23 protein-coding genes and 1 riboswitch are annotated in these 20475 nt (G+C 71.2%); of the genes, 11 read left to right on the forward strand and 12 right to left on the reverse strand.

Annotated features, from left to right (window positions below; genetic code table 11):
- Window position 1: 1 nt before the first annotated feature.
- Both SMA5143A_RS27865 and bioB read right to left on the reverse strand, forming a co-directional pair.
- The gene (locus SMA5143A_RS27865; RefSeq protein ID WP_107465570.1) at window positions 2-1291 is read right to left on the reverse strand and encodes an adenosylmethionine--8-amino-7-oxononanoate transaminase; all 1290 of its coding nucleotides are present in this window, start codon (window positions 1289-1291) and stop codon (window positions 2-4) included.
- The gene (bioB, locus tag SMA5143A_RS27870) at window positions 1284-2519 is read right to left on the reverse strand and encodes a biotin synthase BioB (protein WP_107465571.1); all 1236 of its coding nucleotides are present in this window, start codon (window positions 2517-2519) and stop codon (window positions 1284-1286) included. The genes SMA5143A_RS27865 and bioB overlap by 8 nt, the downstream gene beginning before the upstream one ends.
- A gap of 200 nt (window positions 2520-2719) precedes the next feature.
- Between bioB and SMA5143A_RS27875 the strand changes: the two genes are divergently transcribed.
- Window positions 2720-3847, forward strand: coding sequence for an 8-amino-7-oxononanoate synthase (locus SMA5143A_RS27875; protein WP_107465572.1), 1128 nt, complete (start codon window positions 2720-2722; stop codon window positions 3845-3847).
- Between the two features lie 57 nt (window positions 3848-3904).
- On the opposite strand, the gene SMA5143A_RS27880 is transcribed toward SMA5143A_RS27875, so the two are convergent.
- Together SMA5143A_RS27880 and SMA5143A_RS27885 are read right to left on the reverse strand one after the other, a co-directional pair.
- Window positions 3905-4129: a DUF397 domain-containing protein gene (locus tag SMA5143A_RS27880; RefSeq protein WP_055512956.1), complete on the reverse strand. Its 225-nt coding sequence runs from the start codon at window positions 4127-4129 to the stop codon at window positions 3905-3907.
- Between the two features lie 23 nt (window positions 4130-4152).
- Window positions 4153-5010 carry a helix-turn-helix domain-containing protein gene (locus SMA5143A_RS27885; protein WP_107465573.1) on the reverse strand — a complete coding sequence of 286 codons (858 nt, stop codon included), beginning with the start codon at window positions 5008-5010 and terminating at the stop codon, window positions 4153-4155.
- Between the two features lie 246 nt (window positions 5011-5256).
- Here SMA5143A_RS27885 and SMA5143A_RS27890 point away from each other — a divergent pair, with 246 nt between their 5' ends.
- A complete protein-coding gene (locus SMA5143A_RS27890) occupies window positions 5257-5715 on the forward strand; it encodes an ATP-binding protein (protein WP_099965155.1) in 459 nt (152 codons plus the stop codon).
- Here SMA5143A_RS27890 and SMA5143A_RS27895 read toward each other — a convergent pair.
- The 5 genes from SMA5143A_RS27895 to SMA5143A_RS27915 all read right to left on the reverse strand — a co-directional run bounded on the left by SMA5143A_RS27895 (window position 5687) and on the right by SMA5143A_RS27915 (window position 9017).
- Complete coding sequence (locus SMA5143A_RS27895) at window positions 5687-6259, reverse strand: DUF6328 family protein (RefSeq protein ID WP_107465574.1); 573 nt, start codon at window positions 6257-6259, stop codon at window positions 5687-5689. The genes SMA5143A_RS27890 and SMA5143A_RS27895 overlap by 29 nt on opposite strands.
- 153 nt (window positions 6260-6412) lie before the next feature.
- Window positions 6413-6886, reverse strand: a complete 474-nt coding sequence (locus tag SMA5143A_RS27900; RefSeq protein ID WP_107465575.1) for a C40 family peptidase — start codon at window positions 6884-6886, stop codon at window positions 6413-6415.
- A gap of 3 nt (window positions 6887-6889) precedes the next feature.
- A riboswitch (cyclic di-AMP (ydaO/yuaA leader) is annotated at window positions 6890-7023 on the reverse strand.
- Window positions 7024-7453: 430 nt separating this feature from the next.
- Window positions 7454-7771, reverse strand: a complete 318-nt coding sequence (locus SMA5143A_RS27905) for a hypothetical protein (RefSeq protein ID WP_099965156.1) — start codon at window positions 7769-7771, stop codon at window positions 7454-7456.
- 7 nt (window positions 7772-7778) lie between these two features.
- Window positions 7779-8420, reverse strand: a complete 642-nt coding sequence (locus SMA5143A_RS27910) for an ATP-dependent Clp protease proteolytic subunit (protein WP_107465576.1) — start codon at window positions 8418-8420, stop codon at window positions 7779-7781.
- Window positions 8421-8588: 168 nt separating this feature from the next.
- Window positions 8589-9017 (reverse strand): hypothetical protein, encoded by a 429-nt coding sequence (locus SMA5143A_RS27915; RefSeq protein ID WP_107465577.1) that lies wholly within the window; start codon window positions 9015-9017, stop codon window positions 8589-8591.
- Between the two features lie 134 nt (window positions 9018-9151).
- Between SMA5143A_RS27915 and SMA5143A_RS27920 the strand changes: the two genes are divergently transcribed.
- Window positions 9152-9430: a type II toxin-antitoxin system Phd/YefM family antitoxin gene (locus tag SMA5143A_RS27920; protein ID WP_107465578.1), complete on the forward strand. Its 279-nt coding sequence runs from the start codon at window positions 9152-9154 to the stop codon at window positions 9428-9430.
- A gap of 157 nt (window positions 9431-9587) precedes the next feature.
- On the opposite strand, the gene SMA5143A_RS27925 is transcribed toward SMA5143A_RS27920, so the two are convergent.
- The gene (locus SMA5143A_RS27925; RefSeq protein ID WP_107465579.1) at window positions 9588-10691 is read right to left on the reverse strand and encodes an ABC transporter permease; all 1104 of its coding nucleotides are present in this window, start codon (window positions 10689-10691) and stop codon (window positions 9588-9590) included.
- 186 nt (window positions 10692-10877) lie between these two features.
- Here SMA5143A_RS27925 and SMA5143A_RS27930 point away from each other — a divergent pair, with 186 nt between their 5' ends.
- From SMA5143A_RS27930 to SMA5143A_RS27965, 8 genes are all read left to right on the forward strand, one after another.
- On the forward strand, window positions 10878-11507 hold the full coding sequence (locus SMA5143A_RS27930) for a TetR/AcrR family transcriptional regulator (protein ID WP_107465580.1): 630 nt from the start codon (window positions 10878-10880) through the stop codon (window positions 11505-11507).
- A gap of 194 nt (window positions 11508-11701) precedes the next feature.
- The gene (locus tag SMA5143A_RS27935; protein WP_048819736.1) at window positions 11702-12004 is read left to right on the forward strand and encodes an urease subunit gamma; all 303 of its coding nucleotides are present in this window, start codon (window positions 11702-11704) and stop codon (window positions 12002-12004) included.
- A gap of 10 nt (window positions 12005-12014) precedes the next feature.
- Window positions 12015-12326 carry an urease subunit beta gene (locus SMA5143A_RS27940; protein WP_107465581.1) on the forward strand — a complete coding sequence of 104 codons (312 nt, stop codon included), beginning with the start codon at window positions 12015-12017 and terminating at the stop codon, window positions 12324-12326.
- The gene (locus SMA5143A_RS27945; RefSeq protein WP_107465582.1) at window positions 12319-14040 is read left to right on the forward strand and encodes an urease subunit alpha; all 1722 of its coding nucleotides are present in this window, start codon (window positions 12319-12321) and stop codon (window positions 14038-14040) included. Before SMA5143A_RS27940 ends, SMA5143A_RS27945 begins: the two co-directional genes overlap by 8 nt.
- Window positions 14040-14714 carry an urease accessory protein UreF gene (locus SMA5143A_RS27950; RefSeq protein WP_107465583.1) on the forward strand — a complete coding sequence of 225 codons (675 nt, stop codon included), beginning with the start codon at window positions 14040-14042 and terminating at the stop codon, window positions 14712-14714. The genes SMA5143A_RS27945 and SMA5143A_RS27950 overlap by 1 nt, the downstream gene beginning before the upstream one ends.
- Window positions 14715-14980: 266 nt before the next feature.
- Complete coding sequence (gene ureG / locus SMA5143A_RS27955) at window positions 14981-15664, forward strand: urease accessory protein UreG (RefSeq protein ID WP_055542545.1); 684 nt, start codon at window positions 14981-14983, stop codon at window positions 15662-15664.
- A 77-nt stretch (window positions 15665-15741) separates the two neighbouring features.
- A complete protein-coding gene (locus SMA5143A_RS27960) occupies window positions 15742-16503 on the forward strand; it encodes an urease accessory protein UreD (protein WP_107465584.1) in 762 nt (253 codons plus the stop codon).
- 152 nt (window positions 16504-16655) lie between these two features.
- Window positions 16656-18245, forward strand: coding sequence for an alpha/beta hydrolase (locus SMA5143A_RS27965; protein ID WP_107465585.1), 1590 nt, complete (start codon window positions 16656-16658; stop codon window positions 18243-18245).
- 76 nt (window positions 18246-18321) lie between these two features.
- Here the strand turns inward: SMA5143A_RS27965 and SMA5143A_RS27970 are convergent, their stop codons facing one another.
- Window positions 18322-19347 (reverse strand): NAD-dependent epimerase/dehydratase family protein, encoded by a 1026-nt coding sequence (locus SMA5143A_RS27970; RefSeq protein WP_181362046.1) that lies wholly within the window; start codon window positions 19345-19347, stop codon window positions 18322-18324.
- A gap of 127 nt (window positions 19348-19474) precedes the next feature.
- Window positions 19475-20215: a lysophospholipid acyltransferase family protein gene (locus SMA5143A_RS27975; protein ID WP_107465587.1), complete on the reverse strand. Its 741-nt coding sequence runs from the start codon at window positions 20213-20215 to the stop codon at window positions 19475-19477.
- Window positions 20216-20475: the final 260 nt, after the last annotated feature.

Below are 20475 nucleotides of genomic sequence, written 5' to 3' on the forward strand. Positions count from 1 at the left end.
GTCATCCCTCCCGCGCCGCCGCGCACACCGCGCGCGCGATCCGTGCCACGTCCTCGTCACCGGTGACGTACGGCGGCATCGTGTAGACGAGGTCGCGGAACGGCCGCAGCCACACGCCCTCGCGCACCGCGGCCTCCGTCGCCGCCCTCATGTCCACCTCGTGGTCGAGCTGGACGACACCGATGGCGCCGAGGACCCGGACGTCCTTCACCCCCGGCACGTCGAGCGCCGGGGCCAGCCCTTCCCGCAGTCCCGCCTCGATCCGCCGGACCTCCGTGAGCCAGTCCTGCCCCAGCAGCAGCTCGATGGAGGCGAGCGCCACGGACGCGGCCAGCGGATTGCCCATGAACGTCGGCCCGTGGGCGAGCACGGGCACCTCGCCCCGAGAGATCCCGTCGGCCACCCGTGCCGTGCACAACGTCGCGGCCATCGTCAGATAACCGCCGGTCAGCGCCTTGCCCACGCACATCACATCCGGCGTCACCGCCGCGTGCTCCGCCGCGAACAGCGCGCCCGTCCGGCCGAACCCGGTCGCGATCTCGTCGAACACCAACAGCACGTCGCGCGCGTCGCACACCTCGCGCAGCACCCGCAGATACGCGGGGGAGTGGAACCGCATCCCGCCCGCGCCCTGCACCACCGGCTCCACGATCACGGCGGCCAGTTCGTCGGCGTGCCGCTCGACCGCCGAGCGCAACCGCTCCGCGTACGCCTCGTCGTACTCCGCCGGCGGCGCCTCGACGAACACCTGCCGCGGCAGCACGCCCTGCCACAGCTCATGCATGCCGCCGTCCGGGTCGCACACCGACATGGGCTGCCAGGTGTCGCCGTGGTAGCCGCCGCGCCAGGTGAGCAGGCGCTGCTTGCCGGGACGGCCGAGCGAACGCCAGTACTGCAGGCACATCTTGACGGCGACCTCGACCGAGACCGACCCCGAGTCGGCGAGGAACACATGCTCCAGACCGTCGGGCGACATGTCGACAAGACGCTTCGCCAGTCGTACGGCGGGCTCATGGGTGAGCCCGCCGAACATCACATGGCTCATCCGGCCGAGCTGCTCGCGCGCGGCCTCGTTGAGCACCGGGTGGTTGTAGCCGTGGATGGCCGACCACCAGGACGACATGCCGTCGACGAGTTCGCCCGAGCCGTCGGCGAGCCGCAGCCGGACCCCGCTCGCCGACTCCACGACGAGCGGGTCCACCCGGCCCGGCATCGGACCGTACGGATGCCACACATGCCGCCGGTCGAGGTCCAGCAGCTCGGCCACGCTCGGGTCGGGCCCCTCAGGCATTGGGCGCGAGATCCGTGCCGGCACCCCGACGCCGCACGGCGACCAGATCCGTCCGGGCCTCGCCCGCTTGCGAGGCCGCCGTGGAGGAGGTGGTGGCCGCGGAACCGCAGACGCCGCCCCCCTCATGCGACCCGCACCCGCCACCGCTGTCGTGGGACCCGCAGCCGCCACCCTCGTGGGCACCGCACCCGGCGCTCTCGTGGGACCCGCAGCCGCCCCCGGCCGCCCGGTGCTCCGGCAGCGTGATCTGGTCGGCGCCCTCCACCTCGAACCCGGCGTCCGCGATCATCTCCAGGTCGGCCTTGCCGGCCTGGCCCTCGCTGGTGAGGTAGTCGCCGAGGAAGATCGAGTTGGCCAGGTGCAGCGCGAGCGGCTGCATCGTCCGCAGATGCACCTCGCGGCCACCGGCGATGCGCACCTCGACGTCCGGGCAGACGAACCGCACCATGGCGAGGATCCGCAGGCACCGCTGGGGCGTGAGGTTCCACTCCTTGGCCAGCGGGGTGCCCTCGAACGGGATCAGGAAGTTGACCGGCACCGAGTCCGGGTCCAGTTCACGCAGCGAGAAGACGACGTCGACGAGGTCCTCGTCGGTCTCGCCCATGCCCGCGATCAGACCGGAGCACGCCGACAGACCCGCCGCGTGCGCCTTCTGCACCGTGTCCACCCGGTCGGCGTACGTGTGGGTGGTCGTGATCTCCCCGTACGTCGACTCCGACGTGTTGAGGTTGTGGTTGTAGGCGTCCGCGCCCGCCTCGCGCAGCCGTTCGGCCTGACCGTCGGAGAGCAGACCCAGACAGGCGCACACCTCGACGCCCTCGTTCTCCTCCTTGATGGCCTTGATGGTGCCCGCGACGCGGTCCACGTCACGGTCCGTCGGGCCGCGCCCGGACGCCACCAGGCACACCCGCTTGGCACCGCCGGCGAGACCGGCCGCGGCGGCCTTCGACGCCTCGTCGGGCTTCAGCCAGGTGTACTTGAGGATCCCGGCCGTCGAGCCGAGCCGCTGGGAGCAGTACGAGCAGTCCTCGGGACACAGCCCGGACTTCAGGTTGACGAGATAGTTCAGTTTCACCCGTCGCCCGAACCAGTGCCTGCGCACCTTTCCGGCCGCGGCCACCACGTCGAGCAGGTCGTCGTCGGAGGTGCCGAGGACGGCGAGCGCCTCGGCACGGCTCAGCGGCTCGCGCCGGAGCCCCTTGTCCACCAGCGTGTTCAGCAGGTCCATGAGAGCCGATCCTGTCCTACCGGACCGCTCCCGGCCAAGGAGACTTCGGACAACAGAGTCGGTTCGACGTGTGGGTATCGCCACATCGTGGGCGACGGGCCGTCCCGTTAGTGTCTGTGCACTGCCTACAAAAGCCCCTGCCGCGCTGCCCGATGACAGCACCGGCACCGAGGGCTGCCCACGCGACCCCCGGAGGACTCATGGCGTTCGGCTGGATCGACGAGCAGGCGTCGGCACGCCGCCGCGCCGGGCTCGTACGGACCCTGCGCCCCCGCCCCGCCGACTCGCCCCTGCTCGACCTCGCGAGCAACGACTACCTGGGGCTGGCCCACCACCCCGAGATCATCGAGGGCGCGGCCGAGGCGGCACGCATCTGGGGCGGCGGGGCGACCGGCTCCCGGCTCGTCACCGGCACCACCGAGCTCCACGGCGAACTGGAGCGCGAACTGGCCGCCTTCTGCGGCTTCGAGGCCGCCCTCGTCTTCTCCTCCGGCTACGCCGCCAACCTCGCCGCCGTCACCGCGCTCGCCCCGCACGGCTCGCTGATCGTGTCCGACGCGGGCAACCACGCCTCCCTGATCGACGGCTGCCGGCTGGCCCGCGGGACCACGCAGGTCGTCGAGCACGCCGACCCCGACGCGGTCCGCAAGGCGCTCGGCACGGCCAAGGGACCCGCGATCGCGGTCTCCGACACGGTGTTCTCGGTGGACGGCGACGCCGCCCCGCTGGCCGGACTGGCCGCCGCGTGCCGCGCGTACGGCGCCGGGCTCGTCGTGGACGACGCCCACGGGCTCGGCGTCCTCGGCGACGGCGGCCGGGGCGCGCCGTACGCGGCGGGGCTGGCGGGCGCCCCCGATGTCGTCGTGACGGTCACTCTGTCGAAGTCGCTGGGCAGTCAGGGCGGTGCCGTCCTCGGACCGGCGAAGGTGATCGACCACCTGGTCAACGCGGCCCGGACGTTCATCTTCGACACGGGGCTCGCCCCGGCGGCGACGGGCGCCGCACTCGCCGCGCTCAGACTGCTGCGCCGTGAGCCGGAGCGGGCCGCCCGGGCCCGTGAGGTGGCGCGGGCGCTGCACACACGGCTGACGGCGTCGGGCCATGAAGCGGTGCGGCCCGACGCCGCCGTGGTGTCCGTACGGGCGCCGTCTCCGGATCAGGCGGTGCGGTGGGCGGCGGACTGCCGGGCGGCGGGTCTCGCCGTCGGCTGTTTCCGCCCACCGTCCGTGCCCGACGGCATCTCGAGGCTGCGGTTGACCGCCCGGGCGGATCTCACCGAGGGACAGATCGACCGAGCCGTGGGAATCATCGGCGATACGCGACCGTGAGTCGGCGTCGCGGCCGTGCGTCGCCAGAAGCGGAACCTGTGGTGCGGCCGGTGGTGCTCACCGAAGCGTGGTGACGAATCCCTCCCATGCCTCGGGGGTGAACAGCAGGGCGGGCCCCGCCGTGTTCTTCGAGTCGCGCACGGCCACCAGTCCGGCCAGTCGGCCGGACCCGGGACGGGCCGTTTCCACACAGTTGTTCATCCCCGTGCTGCGGCTGCTGCGCAGCCACCGCACACCGCGTAGCGCGGTACTGGTGGGTACGTTCCGAGGCAGAGCTGACATGGTGCCTCCTTACGCGCCGGAAGCTAGCCCTGAGCCAGACCGGCGATGTAATCCAACGAGTCCTCGGGCGAAAGGGCGTGGATCTGAAGGGTGTTGAAGGCCTCGACATAAGCCCTGAGGTCTTCTTTCCGTTCGAGGTAGAGGCTACTCGTCAAGTGGTCGAGAACAACCACGTCCAGATCGGAAGTGTTCCGAAATGAGAAGATTACGAAAGGACCGGTGATGCCGATGTGCGCCCCGGCAGTGAACGGCAGCACCTGCAACCTCACTTGCGGCAGACGCGCCGCCTCGACCAACCGCTCCAGCTGACGGGCCATGACCTCGGGTCCGCCGACCTCACGCCGCAGAACGCCCTCGTCGAGCACGGCGCTCAGCTCCATCGGGGGGTGTCCGCGCAGAACGTCCTGCCGTGCGAGCCGCACTTCCACGAGCGCGTCGATCTTGTCGTCCTCCAGTCCCTCCACCGCGGCCCGCGTCACCGCCCGGGCGTACTCGGGGATCTGCAGCAGGCCCGGCACGACCGAGGTCTCCAGGGTGCGCATCCCGCTCGCCTGCGACTCCAGGCTGATGAAGTCCCGGTACGTCGGCGGCAGCACCCCTCGGTACGCGTGCCACCAGTTGTGCCGTCCGCCCCCGTCCTCGGAGCCCGCCAGCGCCATCAGCAGTTCCCGTAACTCGCCGTCGTCGACCGCGTAGGCGTCCAGCAGTCGGTGGACGTCCGCGGGTTTCACTCCGCTGGCGCCCGTCTCGATGCGGCTCACCTTCGACTGGTGCCAGCCCACGAGACGGGCGGCCTCGACGCTGGTGATGCCGACGCGGGTGCGCAGGAGGCGCAACTCGGCGCCGAGCTTGCGGCGGCGCACCGCCGGACCGTACTGCATGGGTGTCTCCTTCCGCCCGGCGCGCGAAGTCGGGTGACGGTAGAGGATGGCCCGAGAGGCCCCTCGAATACGGTCGGCCGTCGGAGAGTTCACCGCTTCGAGCGACAGATATATGCATATCTTGGTGGATCGCCACCCGTGACGGCCCAGGTAGTGGCACTCTGGCGCGAAGCACCAGTCCGGGACCGTACTCGAATCATCCGCTCCCAGTCGGACATCGGTCCCGTGGGAAAGGGACGCACCGCCATGGCAGATCACCAGGAAGCATCCGTCACTCTGCCGAGCGATCCCGCCTCGGTGTCCGCGGCCCGGAGATACGTCGCCACCGTGCTGGCCGAATGGGGCCTGCCGAGCGACACGGACATCGCGGACACCGTGCGCCTGATCGTGTCCGAACTCGCCACCAACGCCGTTCAGCACACCTTCGGTCAGTCACCGACGTTCACCGTGGACCTCGTCCTCGACCGTGACGAGCATCTGCACATCGGCGTCACCGACAGTCATCCGCGCTTCCCGAAACGCCTGCCCGCCGCCGTCCAGCAGGACAACGGGCGGGGCATGGTCATCATCCGCTGGCTGACCGCCGAGTGCGGCGGGCGGCTGAGTGTCAGACCCACGCGGGAGGGCGGCAAGACGGTGGCGATCGAGCTTCCGTGGGCCGTCCCCGTGCAGCCGGTCAGGGCAGGCGGTCCGCAGGAGCCCTGACGGAGTCCCGCCCCTGGGGGGCGGGGACCGTCCCGCCGGGGCGCGGCGCCGGTGGCGTGCGGTTCCCGCGGACGGAGCGTCCCACCAGCCTCGGGAGCAGGCCCCACAGCAGCAGACAGCCGACGAGCGTGCCACCGCCGGCGGTGAGGCCCGCGGCCCGGCCGAGTGTCACGTCCACGATGAGCAGGACCGACCCCGCGAAGGCCGGCATCAGTACCCCCAGGCCGACACCGGCCAGCCTGGACGAGACCCGGACGATGGTGGGCTTGGCGTTCTGCTGGAACAGCGAGCGGTGCAGGGCGGCCGGGGCGGTGAAGAGCGCCGCCGCCAGGACCGCGAGGAGCAGTGTGGTGACGTACGTCGCGCGCTGGAAGGCGTCCAAGTCCGGGAAGCGCGGGGTGAAGGCCAGCGTCAGCAGGAACGCGAAGAGGATCTGCACCCCTGTCTGGGTGACCCGCAGTTCCTGGAGCAACTCGGAGAAGTTGCGGTCGGCCCGTTCGAGAGGCGTCTCGTTGCGAGCGGGGCTGATGCGTTCGTCGGCCATGGCTGTACGAGTAACCATCCGGGCCTGTGTCACGCCTGCCGAGGAGGGGGCGAAGGAGGGTTCTGGGGCACTCGGGGAGCGACCGGGGAGCGACCGGGGAGCGGCCGGGGTGAACCGGGAGGGCGGCCGGTGCTCCGGCCGCCCTCCGACGGGTCAGCGGACCCGGCCGTACCAGACGCTCTTCGTCCAGATCTTCTGCAGTCGCACGACGTCACCCGTCTTCGGCGAGTGCCAGATCTTTCCCTTCCCCGCGTAGATACCGACGTGGTAGACACTCGATCCCGAGTGGAAGAAGACGAGGTCTCCGAGCTTGCGGCTGCTCGCGGAGATGTGCTTCGTCTTGTTGTACTGCTGCTGGGCAGTACGGGGCAGCTTCTTGCCCGCCTTCTTGAACGAGTAGAGCGTCAGCCCTGAGCAGTCGAACCTGCCGGGGCCCGTCGCGCCGTACCGGTAAGGGGAGCCCTTCTTGGAAGCGGCGACCTGAAGCGCCTTCGACGCCACTGTGGCGGCCTCGGCGTCCGAGGCGACGCCCGGGACCACGATGCTGCCGCCGACGGCGGCGATGGTCAGAGCCGAGGCCGTGCCGGCCCGGGTCAACAGCGACGGGACACGATTGAGCGCAGACATGCGCAACCCTTCGTCAGCCGCCTGTGAAGGATGACCTGTCGGATTCGGGCTGGCGAAGTTGCCCGGCCGCTGACGCGGCTTCACCCCAAGGGCTGCTCGACCCGGTCATGGCGTGACCGTCCCGGCGACCCGTCGTGCTTGGGTCCTCCACTCCTGCCGATCCACTCCTGTCGACCGGTCATCCAGGCGGCGGCAGGACTCGGCGTCCGCCCGGATCGCCCCGCCGCTGCGGCGGGGGCTTGTCGTCAGGAAGGGATCTTGACGCACGGAAGTCCGAAAATCCCAACGGAATCAGGGATTTGTGGTGTTACTCACCACTCGCCCGTTCGGGTGGACAGACCTTTTTCAGCTGTTCTGTCCACGGAGTCGAGGACGTCCGCACCAGCAACGGAATGATGGGTTCCGGCACTCTTGCAGGCATGATGCGCAACTCCGGCGGTTTTGGGGACGGGTGGGCCGATGGGTTGTTCCGCGTAGGCCGTCCGGTGGGCCGAGACCCGGACCGGAGGGCCCGTCAGTAGTACGGCGGACGACGCCCGATCGGTTCAGGCGGGGGAGTCGTCGGAGTCAGGCGGGGGAGTCCTCGGGTTCCGGCGGAAGGGTGACCCGGGCCGCCCGCCGTTCCCCGTCCAGGACCCGCAGGGCGCGGGCCAGGGTGGGGGCGTGCAGTTCGTTCTCGCCGCGTGTGTGCATCAGTTCGAGCGCGTCGCGCAGCGCCGTCGCCCGGCCGACGAGGGCCTGCGCGGCCCGCAGCCCGCGATACGTGTCGCCGGGGCGGGCCGGGTTGATCCGGCCCAGCAGGTCGACCACGTCCAGATAACGGTCGATCAACTCCGCCTCGGCCCGCGTCAGCGCGGGCAACGGCGGCAGCTCGGGTGGGAGCATCGGCGGCTCACCTCGCGCCGGGGAGCGCCCGCGAGCCCCTGCGGCTCGGCACGACCCGGTCGGCCAGGCCGTAGTCCACGGCTCCGTGTGCGTCGAGGAACTTGTCCCGCTCGAGGTCGCCGCTGATCCGTTCGTGGCTCTGCCCGGTGTGCCGTACGAGCATCTCCTCCAGTCGCCGGCGGTTGCGCATCAGCTCCTCGGCCTGGATCGCCAGATCACTCGCCTGTCCGGTGACCGGCTCGGTCAGCGCCGGCTGATGGAGCACCACCTGCGCGCCCGGCAGCACGGATCGCTTGCCCGGCGTGCCCGCCGCCAGCAGCACCGCGGCGGATGCCCCCGCCCGGCCGAGGCAGACGGTCTCCACGTCGCAGGTGACGAACCGGATCGTGTCGTAGACGGCCGTCATCGCACTGAACGAGCCGCCGGGGGAGTTGATGTAGAGGGAGATGTCCCGCTCCGGGGACTGGTACTCCAAGTGCATGAACTGCGCCATCACGTCGTTCGCGGACGTGTCGTCGATCTGCGTCCCGAGGAACACGATCCGCTCCTCCAGCAACTTCGCATACGGATCCATCGTTCGGTGACCCGCACTTGTGCGTTCGGTGAATTCGGGGAGCACGTGGCGGGCCGACGGGCGGTTCGCGGGCATGGGGGTCTCCTCTGATCGACTTCTGTAAAAAATGTACAGGACGTACGCCTCTTTGGAGCGGCCCTCGGCTGACAGCGAAAATCCCCGCGGAGCGTGGCTCCGCGGGGATTGGTCTCGGAGGGCGAGTGGGGGGCGGGTGAGTGGTGGGGCGTGCGGGTGGAGTGCCGGTCAGTTGAGCGGGGCGGGGGCGGGGGTTCCGTAGAAGGTGATGGGGGGCCAGCCGCGGGTGGCGGCGAGTTCGTTGAGGGCGTTGGCCACTTCGAGCGCCGAGATCCGCTGGGCCGCCGGCGCCTCCGTCGTGCTCACGGTGAAGCTGACCGTGAGCTCCGTCATCTCGGTGCCGGGCATCCGGACGTATCCGCTGAACTTGGTGCCGTCCGGGAAGTCGGCCCCCGCGTTCTCCTGGGCTCGGGCCTGGGCCTGGGGCTGGTTCGGGGGCCGGCTCTGGGCCTGGTCCGGCGTCGGGTTCTCGTCCGCGGTCCCGTTCTCGGCCGCCCGGGCCGGCCCGCCGGCGAACAGTGCGGTGCCCGCCGCCGCTGTTCCCGCTGCCGCCGTCCCTGTGTATCCGAGCAGTGTGCGCCTGGAAAGGCTGGACATGATCTCCCCGTTCGTTTGTCATGAACGCCTCCCCTCGGAGGTCGTTGTGATCGTACGAACGTGCGGAGCGTCCCGGGGCAGAATGGGACCTTCCGCTCCGGGGAGGCGGTGGGACCCGGTCTAAGCTGGACCCCATGGCCTACGAGATTCCGGTGACGCAAGCCAGGGCTGAGCTCGCCGATCTGATCAACCGAGTGGTCTACGGCGGCGAGCGCGTCGTCGTGACGCGGCACGGCAAGCCCCTCGTCGCCCTGGTCTCCGCCGCCGATCTGGAGCAGCTCGAAGCGCTCCAGGATCCCGCGGAGGAGCCCGTCGTCAGCGCGGTCTCCGGCGTCCGCGAGGTGGCGTCGCCCCCTAGGGACCAGCAGCGGTTCGGCATCACGGCGGAGCACCGGGGGTCGGGCGCCTCCTAGAGGGCGTGAAGGCACGTCACTCACGCCCGCATACGAGTAGGCCGTGCGCCCCCGTCCGCTACAGCGGGGGCGCACGGCCTGTCTGGTTGGGGCCGCTTCTCGCGTGGCTCAGATGCCTTGTCCGAGGCGGGGTCCGGCTTCGGAGCCGCTCGCCCGGTCAGTGCGCGGGTGTGGGCGCCGGAGTGCGGCCGGTGGTGGGCGCGGCGGCCTGCGACGCGGCGGGCTTCTTCGGCCGCTTGAGCAGGGGGCCCACGAGGACCGCGCCCAGGCCGAGTACGGCCCACCAGGTCAGGATGAGCGCCGGGCTGAGGGCGGCGGCGCCGTCGAAGAACGAGACGGAGCGCAGCAGTGTCGCGCCGGCGCCCGGCGGCAGCCACTGACCGAGCGTCCCGGCGGGCTCGGGCAGCATCCGGGGTGCCGAGGCGGCGCCCGAGAAGGGGTTGCCGAGGAACACGATCAGCAGCGCGCCCAGGCCGAGGCCCGCCCGGCCCAGCAGTGCGGCCAGGCCGGCCACGGTGGCGCCCACGGCGAGGGTGGTGAGGCCCAGTACGCCCGCCTCCGCCCACCAGTCACCCGTGAGCGCGCCCAGCCAGGTGTGCGCCAGGGCCGCGGCGGCGAGGCCGACCAGGGCGGCGGCCCCGGCCAGTGCGCCGGCCGCACGCGCCCCGCGCAGCCCGAGCAGTGTCACCACCGCGCCGGCGGCGGTACCGGCCAGCGCCAACGGCAGCACGCTCGAACCGAAGGCCGACCCGCGCGGGTCCTCCGCCGGGGTCGCCACCACGTCGGTGACCTCCACCCGGGCGCCCTCCCGAGCGGCCTGCTCGCCCACCGCCTGCTGGAGCAACTGCGCGACCATCGGGCTCGCCGCCGACGCCGTGAGCAGCTTCGGCCCCGCCTCGGTGACGACGACCGCGCCGTACACGGTCCGGTCCTCGATCGCGTCCCGCGCGGCGGCCTCGTCGGCGTAACGGTGCACCTCGAAAGCGCCGTCCCGCTGCTCCAGGCGCTGCTCGACCTGCGTGGCGGCGGCCGCGGGGCCCGCCACACCGAGCGGCAGATCGCGCGGTGCGATACGGGCGTTGGGCCAGGCGAAGGCCCAGAGCGCGAGTGCCGCGATGACGGGGATCAGCACGATGACCGCGACCATCCGGCGACTCGGCGGTGTCACGTGCGCCCGGGAGTCGGCCGGGGTCGCCGGGGCGGCTGGGGCGGCCGGGGCGGTGGGCTCGGCCGCCGAGGGTGCGATGGGCGTGGCGGACATGGTTTCCCTCCATACCGATGGTGTGGGTGTGGGTGCGGGTGTGGTGAGGAGCAGTGGTGACCCGGGTCTCGTCGGCCGGCTCTCGCTCTCCTCGCCAAAAAGAAGGAGCGTTCGTTTTTCTTGACTTCACCATGCTCGCCGGGGCGTGACTTGTCAAGAAGGAACGTTCGTTTTACTTTTGACGGCATGCCTCGCGTATCGCAGGAGCGTCTAGACGCCCGCCGCCGCCAGATCCTCGACGCCGCGGCCCGCTGCTTCGCCCGCAACGGGTTCCACGCCACGTCGATGCAGGACGTACTGAAGGAGGCGGACCTCTCCGCCGGGGCCGTCTACCGCTACTTCACCGGCAAGGAAGAGCTGATCGCCGCGATCGTGGCGGAGGTGATCAGTGAGATCCGGGGTGCGTTCCAGGAAGCCGCCGCCCGGCGGCCGCTGCCGTCCCCGGAGATCCTCATCGGCATGGTCATCCGGCAGATCCTCGGCAAGGAGCCGACGCTGGGGCCGAACGGCGGGTCCCTCTACCCCCGGCTGATGGTGCAGGTCTGGGCCGAGACCCTCCGCAACCCGGACTTGCAGAACGTGCTCAACGACGGTTTCGCGCAGGTGCGGCAGCCGTGGGTCGAGATCGTCGAGGCGTATCAGGACGCGGGGATGATGCGGGCCGACATCCCGGCGCTCAGTGTGGCGCGGACGCTGATCGCGCTCGCCCAGGGTTTCGCGGCCCAGTACGCGCTCTTCGGGGACGTGCCGGTCCAGGTGGTCGAGCTGGGGTTGAAGGCTCTGATGAGCATGGAGGACCCGGCCGCCCGTACCTGAGCCGTGAGGGTTCCGCGCCTGAGCCGAGCGCGTTCCGCTCCCGAGCCGGGCGCGTTCCTCGTCCGGGCCGGGGGTCGGTTAACGTCACCGAAACGCCGCCCAATTAGCCTGCGGCCACGCCACCTGCGATGTTGCGCGGTGGCGAGGCAACCGGACCCCGCACGGTCCGGAGCGAGGATGTGAGGTGGGACGCCGTGCAACTGACCCCGCACGAGCAGGAGAGGCTGCTGATCCATGTGGCGGCGGACGTGGCCGAGAAGCGCAGGGCCCGGGGCCTGAAGCTGAACCACCCCGAAGCTGTCGCCCTGATCACCGCGCACATCCTGGAAGGCGCGCGGGACGGCCGTACGGTGGCCGAACTCATGGCGTCCGGGCGGAAACTGCTCACCCGCGACGACGTGATGGAGGGCATTCCCGAGATGATCCACGACGTCCAGGTCGAGGCGACCTTCCCGGACGGCACCAAGCTCGTCACCGTCCACGACCCGATCGTCTGAGGGGGCTGCCGTGATTCCCGGAGAGATCCTCTTCGCCGAGGAACCGATCGTGTACAACGAGGGCCGTGAGGTCACCCGGCTGACCGTCCTCAACGCCGCCGACCGGCCCGTCCAGGTCGGCTCCCACTACCACTTCGCCGAGGCCAACCCCGGTCTGGACTTCGACCGTGCCGCCGCGCGCGGCAAGCGGCTGAACGTCGCCGCGGGCACCGCCGTACGGTTCGAGCCCGGCATCCCCGTCGACGTGGAACTCGTCCCGCTCACCGGCGCCCGTGTCGTGCCGGGACTGCGCGGGGAGACCGGAGGTGCCCTCGATGCCTGAGATCTCGCGTGCCGCGTACGCCGACCTGTTCGGGCCGACCACCGGTGACCGTATCCGGCTCGCCGACACCGATCTGCTCGTCGAGATCGAGGAGGACCGTTCCGGCGGCCCCGGACTCGCCGGCGACGAGGCCGTGTTCGGCGGTGGCAAGGTCATCCGTGAGTCCATGGGCCAGGCCCGCGCTACGCGCGCAGACGGCACCCCGGACACGGTCATCACCGGCGCGGTCATCATCGACCACTGGGGCATCGTCAAGGCCGACATCGGCATCCGCGACGGCCGTATCACCGGCATCGGCAAGGCGGGCAACCCCGACACCATGGACGGGGTCCACCCCGACCTCGTCATCGGGCCCGAGACGGAGATCATCGCGGGCAACGGGCGCATCGTCACCGCCGGTGCCATCGACGCGCACGTCCACTTCATCTGCCCGCAGATCGCCGACGAGGCGCTGGCGTCCGGAGTGACCACCCTGGTCGGTGGCGGCACCGGACCGGCGGAGGGCTCCAAGGCCACCACCGTCACCCCCGGCCCCTGGCACCTGGCCCGGATGCTGGAGGCGATGGAACAGTACCCGCTGAACATCGGCTTTCTCGGCAAGGGCAACACCGTCTCCCACGAGGCGATGCTGTCCCAGATCCGGGGCGGGGCGCTCGGTCTGAAGCTGCACGAGGACTGGGGGTCGACGCCCGCCGTCATCGACGCGGCCCTGACCGTCGCCGACCGGACCGGCGTCCAGGTCGCCATCCACACGGACACCCTCAACGAGGCCGGGTTCGTGGGCGACACCCTGGCCGCCATCGCCGGACGGGGCATCCACGCGTACCACACCGAGGGCGCCGGCGGCGGGCACGCGCCCGACATCATGACCGTGGTCTCGCAGCCGCACGTGCTGCCCAGCTCCACGAACCCGACCCGGCCCTACACCGTCAACACCGCCGAGGAACACCTCGACATGCTGATGGTCTGCCACCACCTCAACGCCGCCGTGCCCGAGGACCTCGCCTTCGCGGAGTCCCGCATCCGGCCGTCGACGATCGGGGCCGAGGACATACTGCACGACCTGGGCGCCATCTCGATCATCTCGTCCGACGCCCAGGCCATGGGCCGGGTCGGCGAGGTCGTCCTGCGTACCTGGCAGACCGCGCACGTGATGAAGCGGCGACGGGGCGCCCTGCCGGGTGACGACCGCGCCGACAACCACCGCGTACGTCGCTACGTCGCCAAGTACACGATCAACCCCGCGCTCGCGCAGGGCCTCGCGCGTGAGATCGGGTCCGTGGAGAGCGGCAAGCTCGCGGACCTGGTGGTGTGGGAGCCCGCGTTCTTCGGGGTGAAGCCGCAGCTCGTGATCAAGGGCGGGCAGATCGCGTACGCGCAGATGGGCGACGCCAACGCGTCCATCCCCACACCGCAGCCGATCCTCCCGCGCCCGATGTACGGGGCGATCGGGCGGGCGCCGGCCGCCAACTCGTTCAACTTCGTGGCGCCGCTCGCCGTCGAGGACGGACTGCCGGAGCGGCTCTCGCTCGGGAAGCGGTTCGTCGCCATCGACTCGACGCGCGGGGTCACCAAGGCCGACATGCGGGAGAACGACGCGCGACCCGAGGTGCGGATCGACCCCGACAGCTTCGCCGTGCACATCGACGGCGAGCTGGTGGAGGCGACACCGGCCGCCGAACTGCCCATGGCCCAGCGGTACTTCCTCTTCTGATGTCCAGGGCGACTCTTCTCGTACTGGCCGACGGCCGCTTTCCCGCCGGGGGGCACGCGCACTCCGGCGGGGCCGAGGCGGCCGTCAAGGCCGGGCTGATCCGCGGGGCGGACGGTCTGGAGGCGTTCTGCCGGGGCCGGTTGCACACGGTGGGGCTGGTGTCGGCGGCGCTGGCCGCGGCGGCGGCACTCGGGGTCGACCCGGTCGCGCTGGACGCGGCGGCCGACGCCCGGACACCGTCCCTCGCGCTGCGGGTCGCCTCCCGCAAGCTGGGGCGGCAGTTGATGCGGGCGGCCCGTGCGACCTGGCCGTCCGAGGAACTGGGCGCGCTGGCAGGGGAGTTCCCCAAGGGGGCGCACCAGTCGGTGGTGTTGGGCGTCACGGCGCGGGCGGCCGGGCTCGGGCCCGAGGACGCCGCGTACTGCTCCGTGTACGAGAGCGTGAGCGGGCCGGCGAGTGCGACCGTGCGGTTGCTGAGCCTGGATCCGTTCGACGCGACGGGGGTGGTGGCGCGGTTGGCCCCCGAGATGGACCGTGTGGTGCGGTCGGCCGTCGAGGCGGGGCGGGAGGCGGTCGGGGGTGGGGTGGATGTGCTGCCGGCGGCTTCCGGGCCGTTGCTGGACATCGGGGCGGAGGTGCATGCGGCTTGGGCCGTGCGGTTGTTCGCGTCCTAGGAGGGGGTCGCCCCCGCCGCCCCTACCCGTCCCGTCCCCAGGGGCTGCGCCCCTTCGACCCCCGCGGTCGAGCTCGGGCCCTTGGGGTTCGTCGGCGGGTGCGGGTTGTCGTGGGCTGATCGCGCAGTTCCCCGCGCCCCTAAAAGACTCGGGCGCCTCCGCTTTTCAGGGGCGCGGGGAACTGCGCGAGCAACCACCCACAACCCGCAGGCGCTCGATCACCACGCCCCCCGAACTCTTCCACCCCCATATAAAGGAGCCGCTTCATGCATCTCGACCATGACCACCTCCACGACGGTCCCTCCGCGGTGAGCGCGGACGCGTATCGGCCGGACGGCCGTCGGCGCGCGCTGCGGATCGGGCTCGGCGGGCCCGTGGGGTCCGGGAAGACGGCCACCGTCGCCGCGCTGTGCCGTGCGCTGCGGGACGAGCTCGCCCTGGCCGTCGTGACCAACGACATCTACACACGGGAGGACGCCGAGTTCCTGCTGCGCGAGGCCGTGCTGCCGCCCGAGCGGATCACGGCCGTGGAGACGGGCGCGTGCCCGCACACCGCGATCCGGGACGACATCTCGGCGAACCTGGAAGCCGTCGAGGACCTGGAGGACGAGGTCGGCCCGCTCGATCTCGTCCTCGTCGAGTCGGGCGGCGACAACCTCACCGCGACGTTCTCCAAGGGCCTCGTGGACGCGCAGATCTTCGTGATCGACGTGGCCGGCGGCGACGACATCCCCCGCAAGGGCGGCCCCGGCGTCACCACCGCCGACCTGCTGGTGGTCAACAAGACGGACCTCGCGCCGTACGTCGGGTCGGACCTCGGTCGGATGGCCGCCGACGCGAAGGCGCAGCGCGCCGAACTGCCGGTCGTGTTCCAGTCGCTCAGGAGCGAGGCCGGTGTCACCGACGTCGCCGCCTGGGTACGGGAACGGCTCGCGGCGTGGACCGCGTGACGGCGGCGGGAGGCGCCGGGCCGCGAGGTGCGAGCGCCACGCAGTCGCGGGAGGGGAGTCACACCGGCGCACCCACCATGAGTACGACCGGTGTCCGCGCCACCGCGCGGCTCGCCGCCCGTGCCGACGGACGCGGCGGTACCGCTCTGCCCGTGCTGGAGAGCCATGGGCCGCTCGCGCTGCGGCGCACCCGGGGGAGTGGTGACGAGGCCCGGGTCATGCTGGTCGGCGCCATGAGCGGCCCGCTCGGGGGCGACCGTCTCGCCGTGGAGGCGGAGGTCGGGCAGGGCGCGCGGCTGCATCTGGGGTCCGCGGCGGCGACCATCGCCCTGCCGGGGCAGGGCAAGGAGGAGGCCCGCTACGACGTACGGGTCCGTGTCGCCGCCGGGGGCGAACTGCGCTGGCTGCCCGAGCAGTTGATCTCGGCCTGCGGCAGCGACCTGCGGGTGTCGACCTCCCTCAGTCTCGCGTCCGGTGCCCGGCTCGTGTTCCGCGAGGAGCAGGTGCTCGGGCGGGTCGGGGAGGGGCCGGGGCGGTTGAGCAGCCGGCTCACCGTACGGCTGGACGGGCGGGCGCTGCTCGACCAGGAGGTGTCCTGCGGGCCGGGCGCACCCGGCGGCTGGGACGGTCCCGCCGTGCTGGGCGGGTACCGGGCGCTCGGCCAACTCGTCGTCGTACGGCCGGAGTTCGCGCAGCGGCCGCCCGCACCCAGGGTGCTGGGGGAGTCGGCCACCCTGACTCCGCTGGCCGGGCCCGCGGTCCTCGTCAGCGCCCTGGCGCCGGACGCGCTGCTGCTGCGGCGGGTGCTGGACGAGGCGTTGGCCGGGCTCGACGGCTGACCCGCGGCCCGCTCAACGGAACGTGCCTCACCGGTTATCGGATTAGTAAAGAACGTTCCGCCCCTCTGTTCCCCGGTGCCTCCCAAGTACGAGGATCCCCGTGACCATTCGAAAATTCGAAACGATGTACGGGGAGTTCCCTCTTGAGAGGTATGAGGCCGACGAGAAGGGCGGCAGCGTTCGGCTCCGCCGGACTGCTCGTCACGGCGACCCTGATAGCCGGCGCCGTCACCGCCCCCGTGGCCAACGCCGCGGCCGCCGGCGGTGGCAAGGACCTGGAGGCCAAGGGTGTTGCCGTCGCCGCCGCCAAGGCGGCGAAGAAGGGCGTCACGTGGCAGGACTGCCCCGAGGGGTGGGGTCTGGAGAAGCCCATCCAGTGCGGCTGGGTCACCGTGCCGCTGAACTACGCCAAGCCGAACGGCAAGCAGATCAAGCTCGCCGTGGACCACATCGGCAACACGGGCACGAAGGAGGAGCGCCAGGGCGCCCTCGTCTACAACCCGGGCGGCCCCGGTGGGTCGGGTCTGCGCTTCCCGCGCCGGGTCACCACCAAGAACCCGCTGTGGGCGAACGTCTCCAAGGCGTACGACTTCGTGGGCTTCGACCCGCGCGGTGTCGGCAAGTCGGCGCCCATCTCCTGTGTCGACCCGCAGGAGTTCGTGAAGGCGCCCAAGATGGACCCGGTGCCCGACAGCGAGGCCGACAAGCGCAAGCAGCGCAAGCTCGCCGCCGCCTACGCGGCCGGCTGCCAGAAGCGCAGCGGCGCGATGCTGCCGTACATGACCACGGCGAACACCGCCCGTGACCTGGACGTCATCCGTGCCGCCCTCGGGGAGAAGAAGCTCAACTTCCTCGGCGTCTCGTACGGCACCTACCTCGGCGCGGTCTACGGCACCCTCTTCCCGACCCACGTCCGCCGCCTGGTCGTCGACAGCGTGGTGAACCCCTCGCGCGAGAAGATCTGGTACCAGGCCAACCTGGACCAGGACGTCGCCTTCGAGGGCCGCTGGAAGGACTGGACGAAGTGGGTCGCGCAGAACGACGCGACGTACCACCTCGGTGACACCCGTGCCAAGGTGCAGGCGAAGTGGCTGGAGCTGCGCGCCACCGCGAAGAAGAACCCGATCGGCGGGCTCGTCGGCCCGGCCGAGCTGATCTCCTTCTTCCAGAGCGCCCCGTACTACGACTCCGCGTGGGCGCCCACCGCCCAGGTGTGGAGCAAGTACGCCGCCGGTGACACCCAGGCGCTGGTCGACGCGGCCGCCCCGGACCTGAGCGACACCGCGGGCAACGCCACGTCGGAGAACGGCAACGCCGTCTACACCGCGGTCGAGTGCACCGATGCCAAGTGGCCCACCAGCTGGAAGACATGGGACCGCGACAACACCCGGCTGCACAAGAACTACCCGTTCATGACCTGGGCCAACGCCTGGATGAACCTGCCCTGCGCGACCTGGCCGTCGAAGCAGTACACGCCGGTGGAGGTCAAGACGAAGAAGGGCCTGCCGCCCGTTCTGATCGTCCAGTCCGAGCGTGACGCGGCCACCCCGTACGAGGGTGCCGTCGAGCTGCACAAGCGGTTCAAGGGCTCGCGTCTGATCACGGAGACGAAGGCCGGCTCCCACGGAGTCACCGGCCTGGTCAACGCGTGTGTCAACGAGCGCGTGGACTCCTACCTGCTCACCGGCAAGGTGGGCAAGGCCGACGTGAAGTGCGCCGCGCACGCCACGCCGGCACCGTAGGGAACTGAGTGGGTGAGGGGCGACCGGGCGGACCGGTCGCCCCTCACGCATGTGCCTGGGCGTGACCGCTCAGGGCTTACGGCCGGTGTTCCGCCAGCCAGGCGTCCTCCGCCGCGTAGTCGAAGAGGTCGCCGTACGTCGCGGCCATCCTGGGGTACGCCTCCCGCCAGTCCCGGCCGCCCGCCAGCCGGCTCTCGATCCACGCGACGGTCTCCGGCAGGGTCTCGGCGTACCGGACCACCGGGCGGTAGCCCACCTCCCGTTCGGCCGCCGACATGTCGCACACCACGTCCGTGGGCACGGACCACGGGGTGTCGCCCACCGTGGGCGAGGGGGCGGGCCCCTCGACGAGCACGTCCTCCGCCGTGACGCCCATGACGCTGTCGATCGCGGCGGCGATCTCCGCCACCGTGGGCGCGTCGGGGTCGACCGCGTTGAGCGCCCGGGAACCCGGCCGGGCGGCGGCCAGCCGGATCAGTTCCGCGATGTTGGTGACGCTCGCCGGATGGAAGCGGCTCCGCCCGCCGTACGCGAGGATCCGCCGGGGCCGCCGGTCGAGGTTGCGCTTCACGAAGTACAGCTCGCGGGGCGTACGGCAGTGCGGCCCGTGGATGGCGCCCGCACGCAGCAGCGTCGTCGGCAACCGGTCGCCGGCGGCGAGGAGTTCCCGTTCGAGGCCCGACTTGCGGGTGCTGTACGAGGTCTCGCCGGGCCGGATGGTGCGCTGGTCCTCGGTGAGGGGCACGGGGTACTCGGGGAAGCCGTCCGGCTCGGCCTGGGTGTCGAAGGTGCGGCCCTTGTCGTCCTCGTACACCGACACGCTGGAGACAACCACCGCCGAGCCGATCCGGTCGGCCAGCGCGGTCAACTGCCGGGCGTGTTCGGGCCCGTAGGCGACCATGTCCACCACGACGTCGCAACCGTCGCCGATCGCCGTCGCCAGCGCCGTGTCGTCCCCGCGGTCCACGCGCTCGACCCGTACCTCCTCGGGCCAGCCGTCGTCCCGCCCGCCTCCCCGAGAGAGGGCCGTCACCTCCCAGCCGTCCCTCGCCAGCGCGCCCACGGCCACACGCCCGATCTGTCCCGTCGCCCCGATCACCACAGCACGTCTCATGATCCGACCGTACGGCGGTGGCGCCGCCGTGGGAGGAGGATCTGCTCTGGGCAGATGACGCGGTGACACAGCGGCACCGACGCCCGCCCCAAGGGCGTTCTCGGCGCCGCCCGCATCAACTCAACGGCATACGCGGGAACTTGCGTTCCTTCCGGTCCTTGCGTTCCTTCGCCGCGGCCTCGGCCTCCTGGGCCTTCACGACGGCCGCGTACTGGTCCACGTACTCCTGCTCGGAGAGCGAGAGGATCGCGTACATGATCTCGTCGGTGATGGCACGCAGGACGGCCTTCTCGCTCTCCATGCCCTCGTAGCGGGAGAAGTCGAGGGGCTTGCCGAAGCGGATCACCACGGGGTGGATGTTCGGGATGACCTTGCCCGGCGGCTGCGCCTCGAACGTGCCGATCATCGCGCACGGGATCACGGGCACCCTGGCCCTCAGCGCCATGACCGCCACGCCGACCTTGCCCTTGTAGAGGCGGCCGTCGTGCGAGCGCGTGCCCTCCGGATAGATGCCGAGCAGTTCGTCCTTGCTGAGCACCCCGAGCCCCTCGCGGATCGCGGCCTGACCGGCCTCCTTCCCGGAGCGGTCGACGGGGATCTGCCCCGCGCTGCGGAAGAAGAACGCCGTCAGTCGGCCCTTGACCCCAGGCCCGGTGAAGTACTCGGCCTTCGCCAGGAAGGTGATGCGCCGCTTGAGGATCGCCGGCATCAGGAAGTGGTCCGAGAAGGACAGGTGGTTCCCGGCGACGATGGCCGCGCCCGACGACGGCACGTGTTCGAGACCCTCGATGCGGGGCCGGAAGACCAGCCGCAGCAGCGGACCCAGAAGCACATACTTGAGCAGGTAATAGAACACGGCGTCCCCTTCGCTCTACCGGATCGGCTCTTTGGACGTGTTCCGCCAGGTCACAGCACACATCCGCGGACGTGACCGGGCTGAGCCCGTCGCCAGGTGAGGGCAGGTCCGATCGGCCTCATGCCGACTCCTCGCTGACTGTACTGACGTTGCGTCAGGCGCTTGCGCGCCGGTGAGCCCCGTCCCGCGGTGCCGAGGATTGATCGTAGCCCGTAGTTCCGGCGGTAAGGAGGGCCCCGACCTGCCACAAACGGCAAAGA

The sequence above is a fragment of the Streptomyces sp. MA5143a genome, from assembly GCF_900290235.1.
Classification (GTDB): domain Bacteria; phylum Actinomycetota; class Actinomycetes; order Streptomycetales; family Streptomycetaceae; genus Streptomyces.

Excerpts from the sequence above, each read along its gene's own strand:
- SMA5143A_RS27865 (WP_107465570.1), bottom strand. The coding sequence starts at position 1,291 with ATGCCTGAGGGGCCCGACCCGAGCGTGGCCGAGCTGCTGGACCTCGAC.
- bioB (WP_107465571.1), bottom strand. The coding sequence starts at position 2,519 with ATGGACCTGCTGAACACGCTGGTGGACAAGGGGCTCCGGCGCGAGCCG.
- SMA5143A_RS27875 (WP_107465572.1), top strand. The coding sequence starts at position 2,720 with ATGGCGTTCGGCTGGATCGACGAGCAGGCGTCGGCACGCCGCCGCGCC.
- SMA5143A_RS27880 (WP_055512956.1), bottom strand. The coding sequence starts at position 4,129 with ATGTCAGCTCTGCCTCGGAACGTACCCACCAGTACCGCGCTACGCGGT.
- SMA5143A_RS27885 (WP_107465573.1), bottom strand. The coding sequence starts at position 5,010 with ATGCAGTACGGTCCGGCGGTGCGCCGCCGCAAGCTCGGCGCCGAGTTG.
- SMA5143A_RS27890 (WP_099965155.1), top strand. The coding sequence starts at position 5,257 with ATGGCAGATCACCAGGAAGCATCCGTCACTCTGCCGAGCGATCCCGCC.
- SMA5143A_RS27895 (WP_107465574.1), bottom strand. The coding sequence starts at position 6,259 with ATGGCCGACGAACGCATCAGCCCCGCTCGCAACGAGACGCCTCTCGAA.
- SMA5143A_RS27900 (WP_107465575.1), bottom strand. The coding sequence starts at position 6,886 with ATGTCTGCGCTCAATCGTGTCCCGTCGCTGTTGACCCGGGCCGGCACG.
- SMA5143A_RS27905 (WP_099965156.1), bottom strand. The coding sequence starts at position 7,771 with ATGCTCCCACCCGAGCTGCCGCCGTTGCCCGCGCTGACGCGGGCCGAG.
- SMA5143A_RS27910 (WP_107465576.1), bottom strand. The coding sequence starts at position 8,420 with ATGCCCGCGAACCGCCCGTCGGCCCGCCACGTGCTCCCCGAATTCACC.
- SMA5143A_RS27915 (WP_107465577.1), bottom strand. The coding sequence starts at position 9,017 with ATGTCCAGCCTTTCCAGGCGCACACTGCTCGGATACACAGGGACGGCG.
- SMA5143A_RS27920 (WP_107465578.1), top strand. The coding sequence starts at position 9,152 with ATGGCCTACGAGATTCCGGTGACGCAAGCCAGGGCTGAGCTCGCCGAT.
- SMA5143A_RS27925 (WP_107465579.1), bottom strand. The coding sequence starts at position 10,691 with ATGTCCGCCACGCCCATCGCACCCTCGGCGGCCGAGCCCACCGCCCCG.
- SMA5143A_RS27930 (WP_107465580.1), top strand. The coding sequence starts at position 10,878 with ATGCCTCGCGTATCGCAGGAGCGTCTAGACGCCCGCCGCCGCCAGATC.
- SMA5143A_RS27945 (WP_107465582.1), top strand. The coding sequence starts at position 12,319 with ATGCCTGAGATCTCGCGTGCCGCGTACGCCGACCTGTTCGGGCCGACC.
- SMA5143A_RS27950 (WP_107465583.1), top strand. The coding sequence starts at position 14,040 with ATGTCCAGGGCGACTCTTCTCGTACTGGCCGACGGCCGCTTTCCCGCC.
- ureG (WP_055542545.1), top strand. The coding sequence starts at position 14,981 with ATGCATCTCGACCATGACCACCTCCACGACGGTCCCTCCGCGGTGAGC.
- SMA5143A_RS27960 (WP_107465584.1), top strand. The coding sequence starts at position 15,742 with ATGAGTACGACCGGTGTCCGCGCCACCGCGCGGCTCGCCGCCCGTGCC.
- SMA5143A_RS27965 (WP_107465585.1), top strand. The coding sequence starts at position 16,656 with ATGAGGCCGACGAGAAGGGCGGCAGCGTTCGGCTCCGCCGGACTGCTC.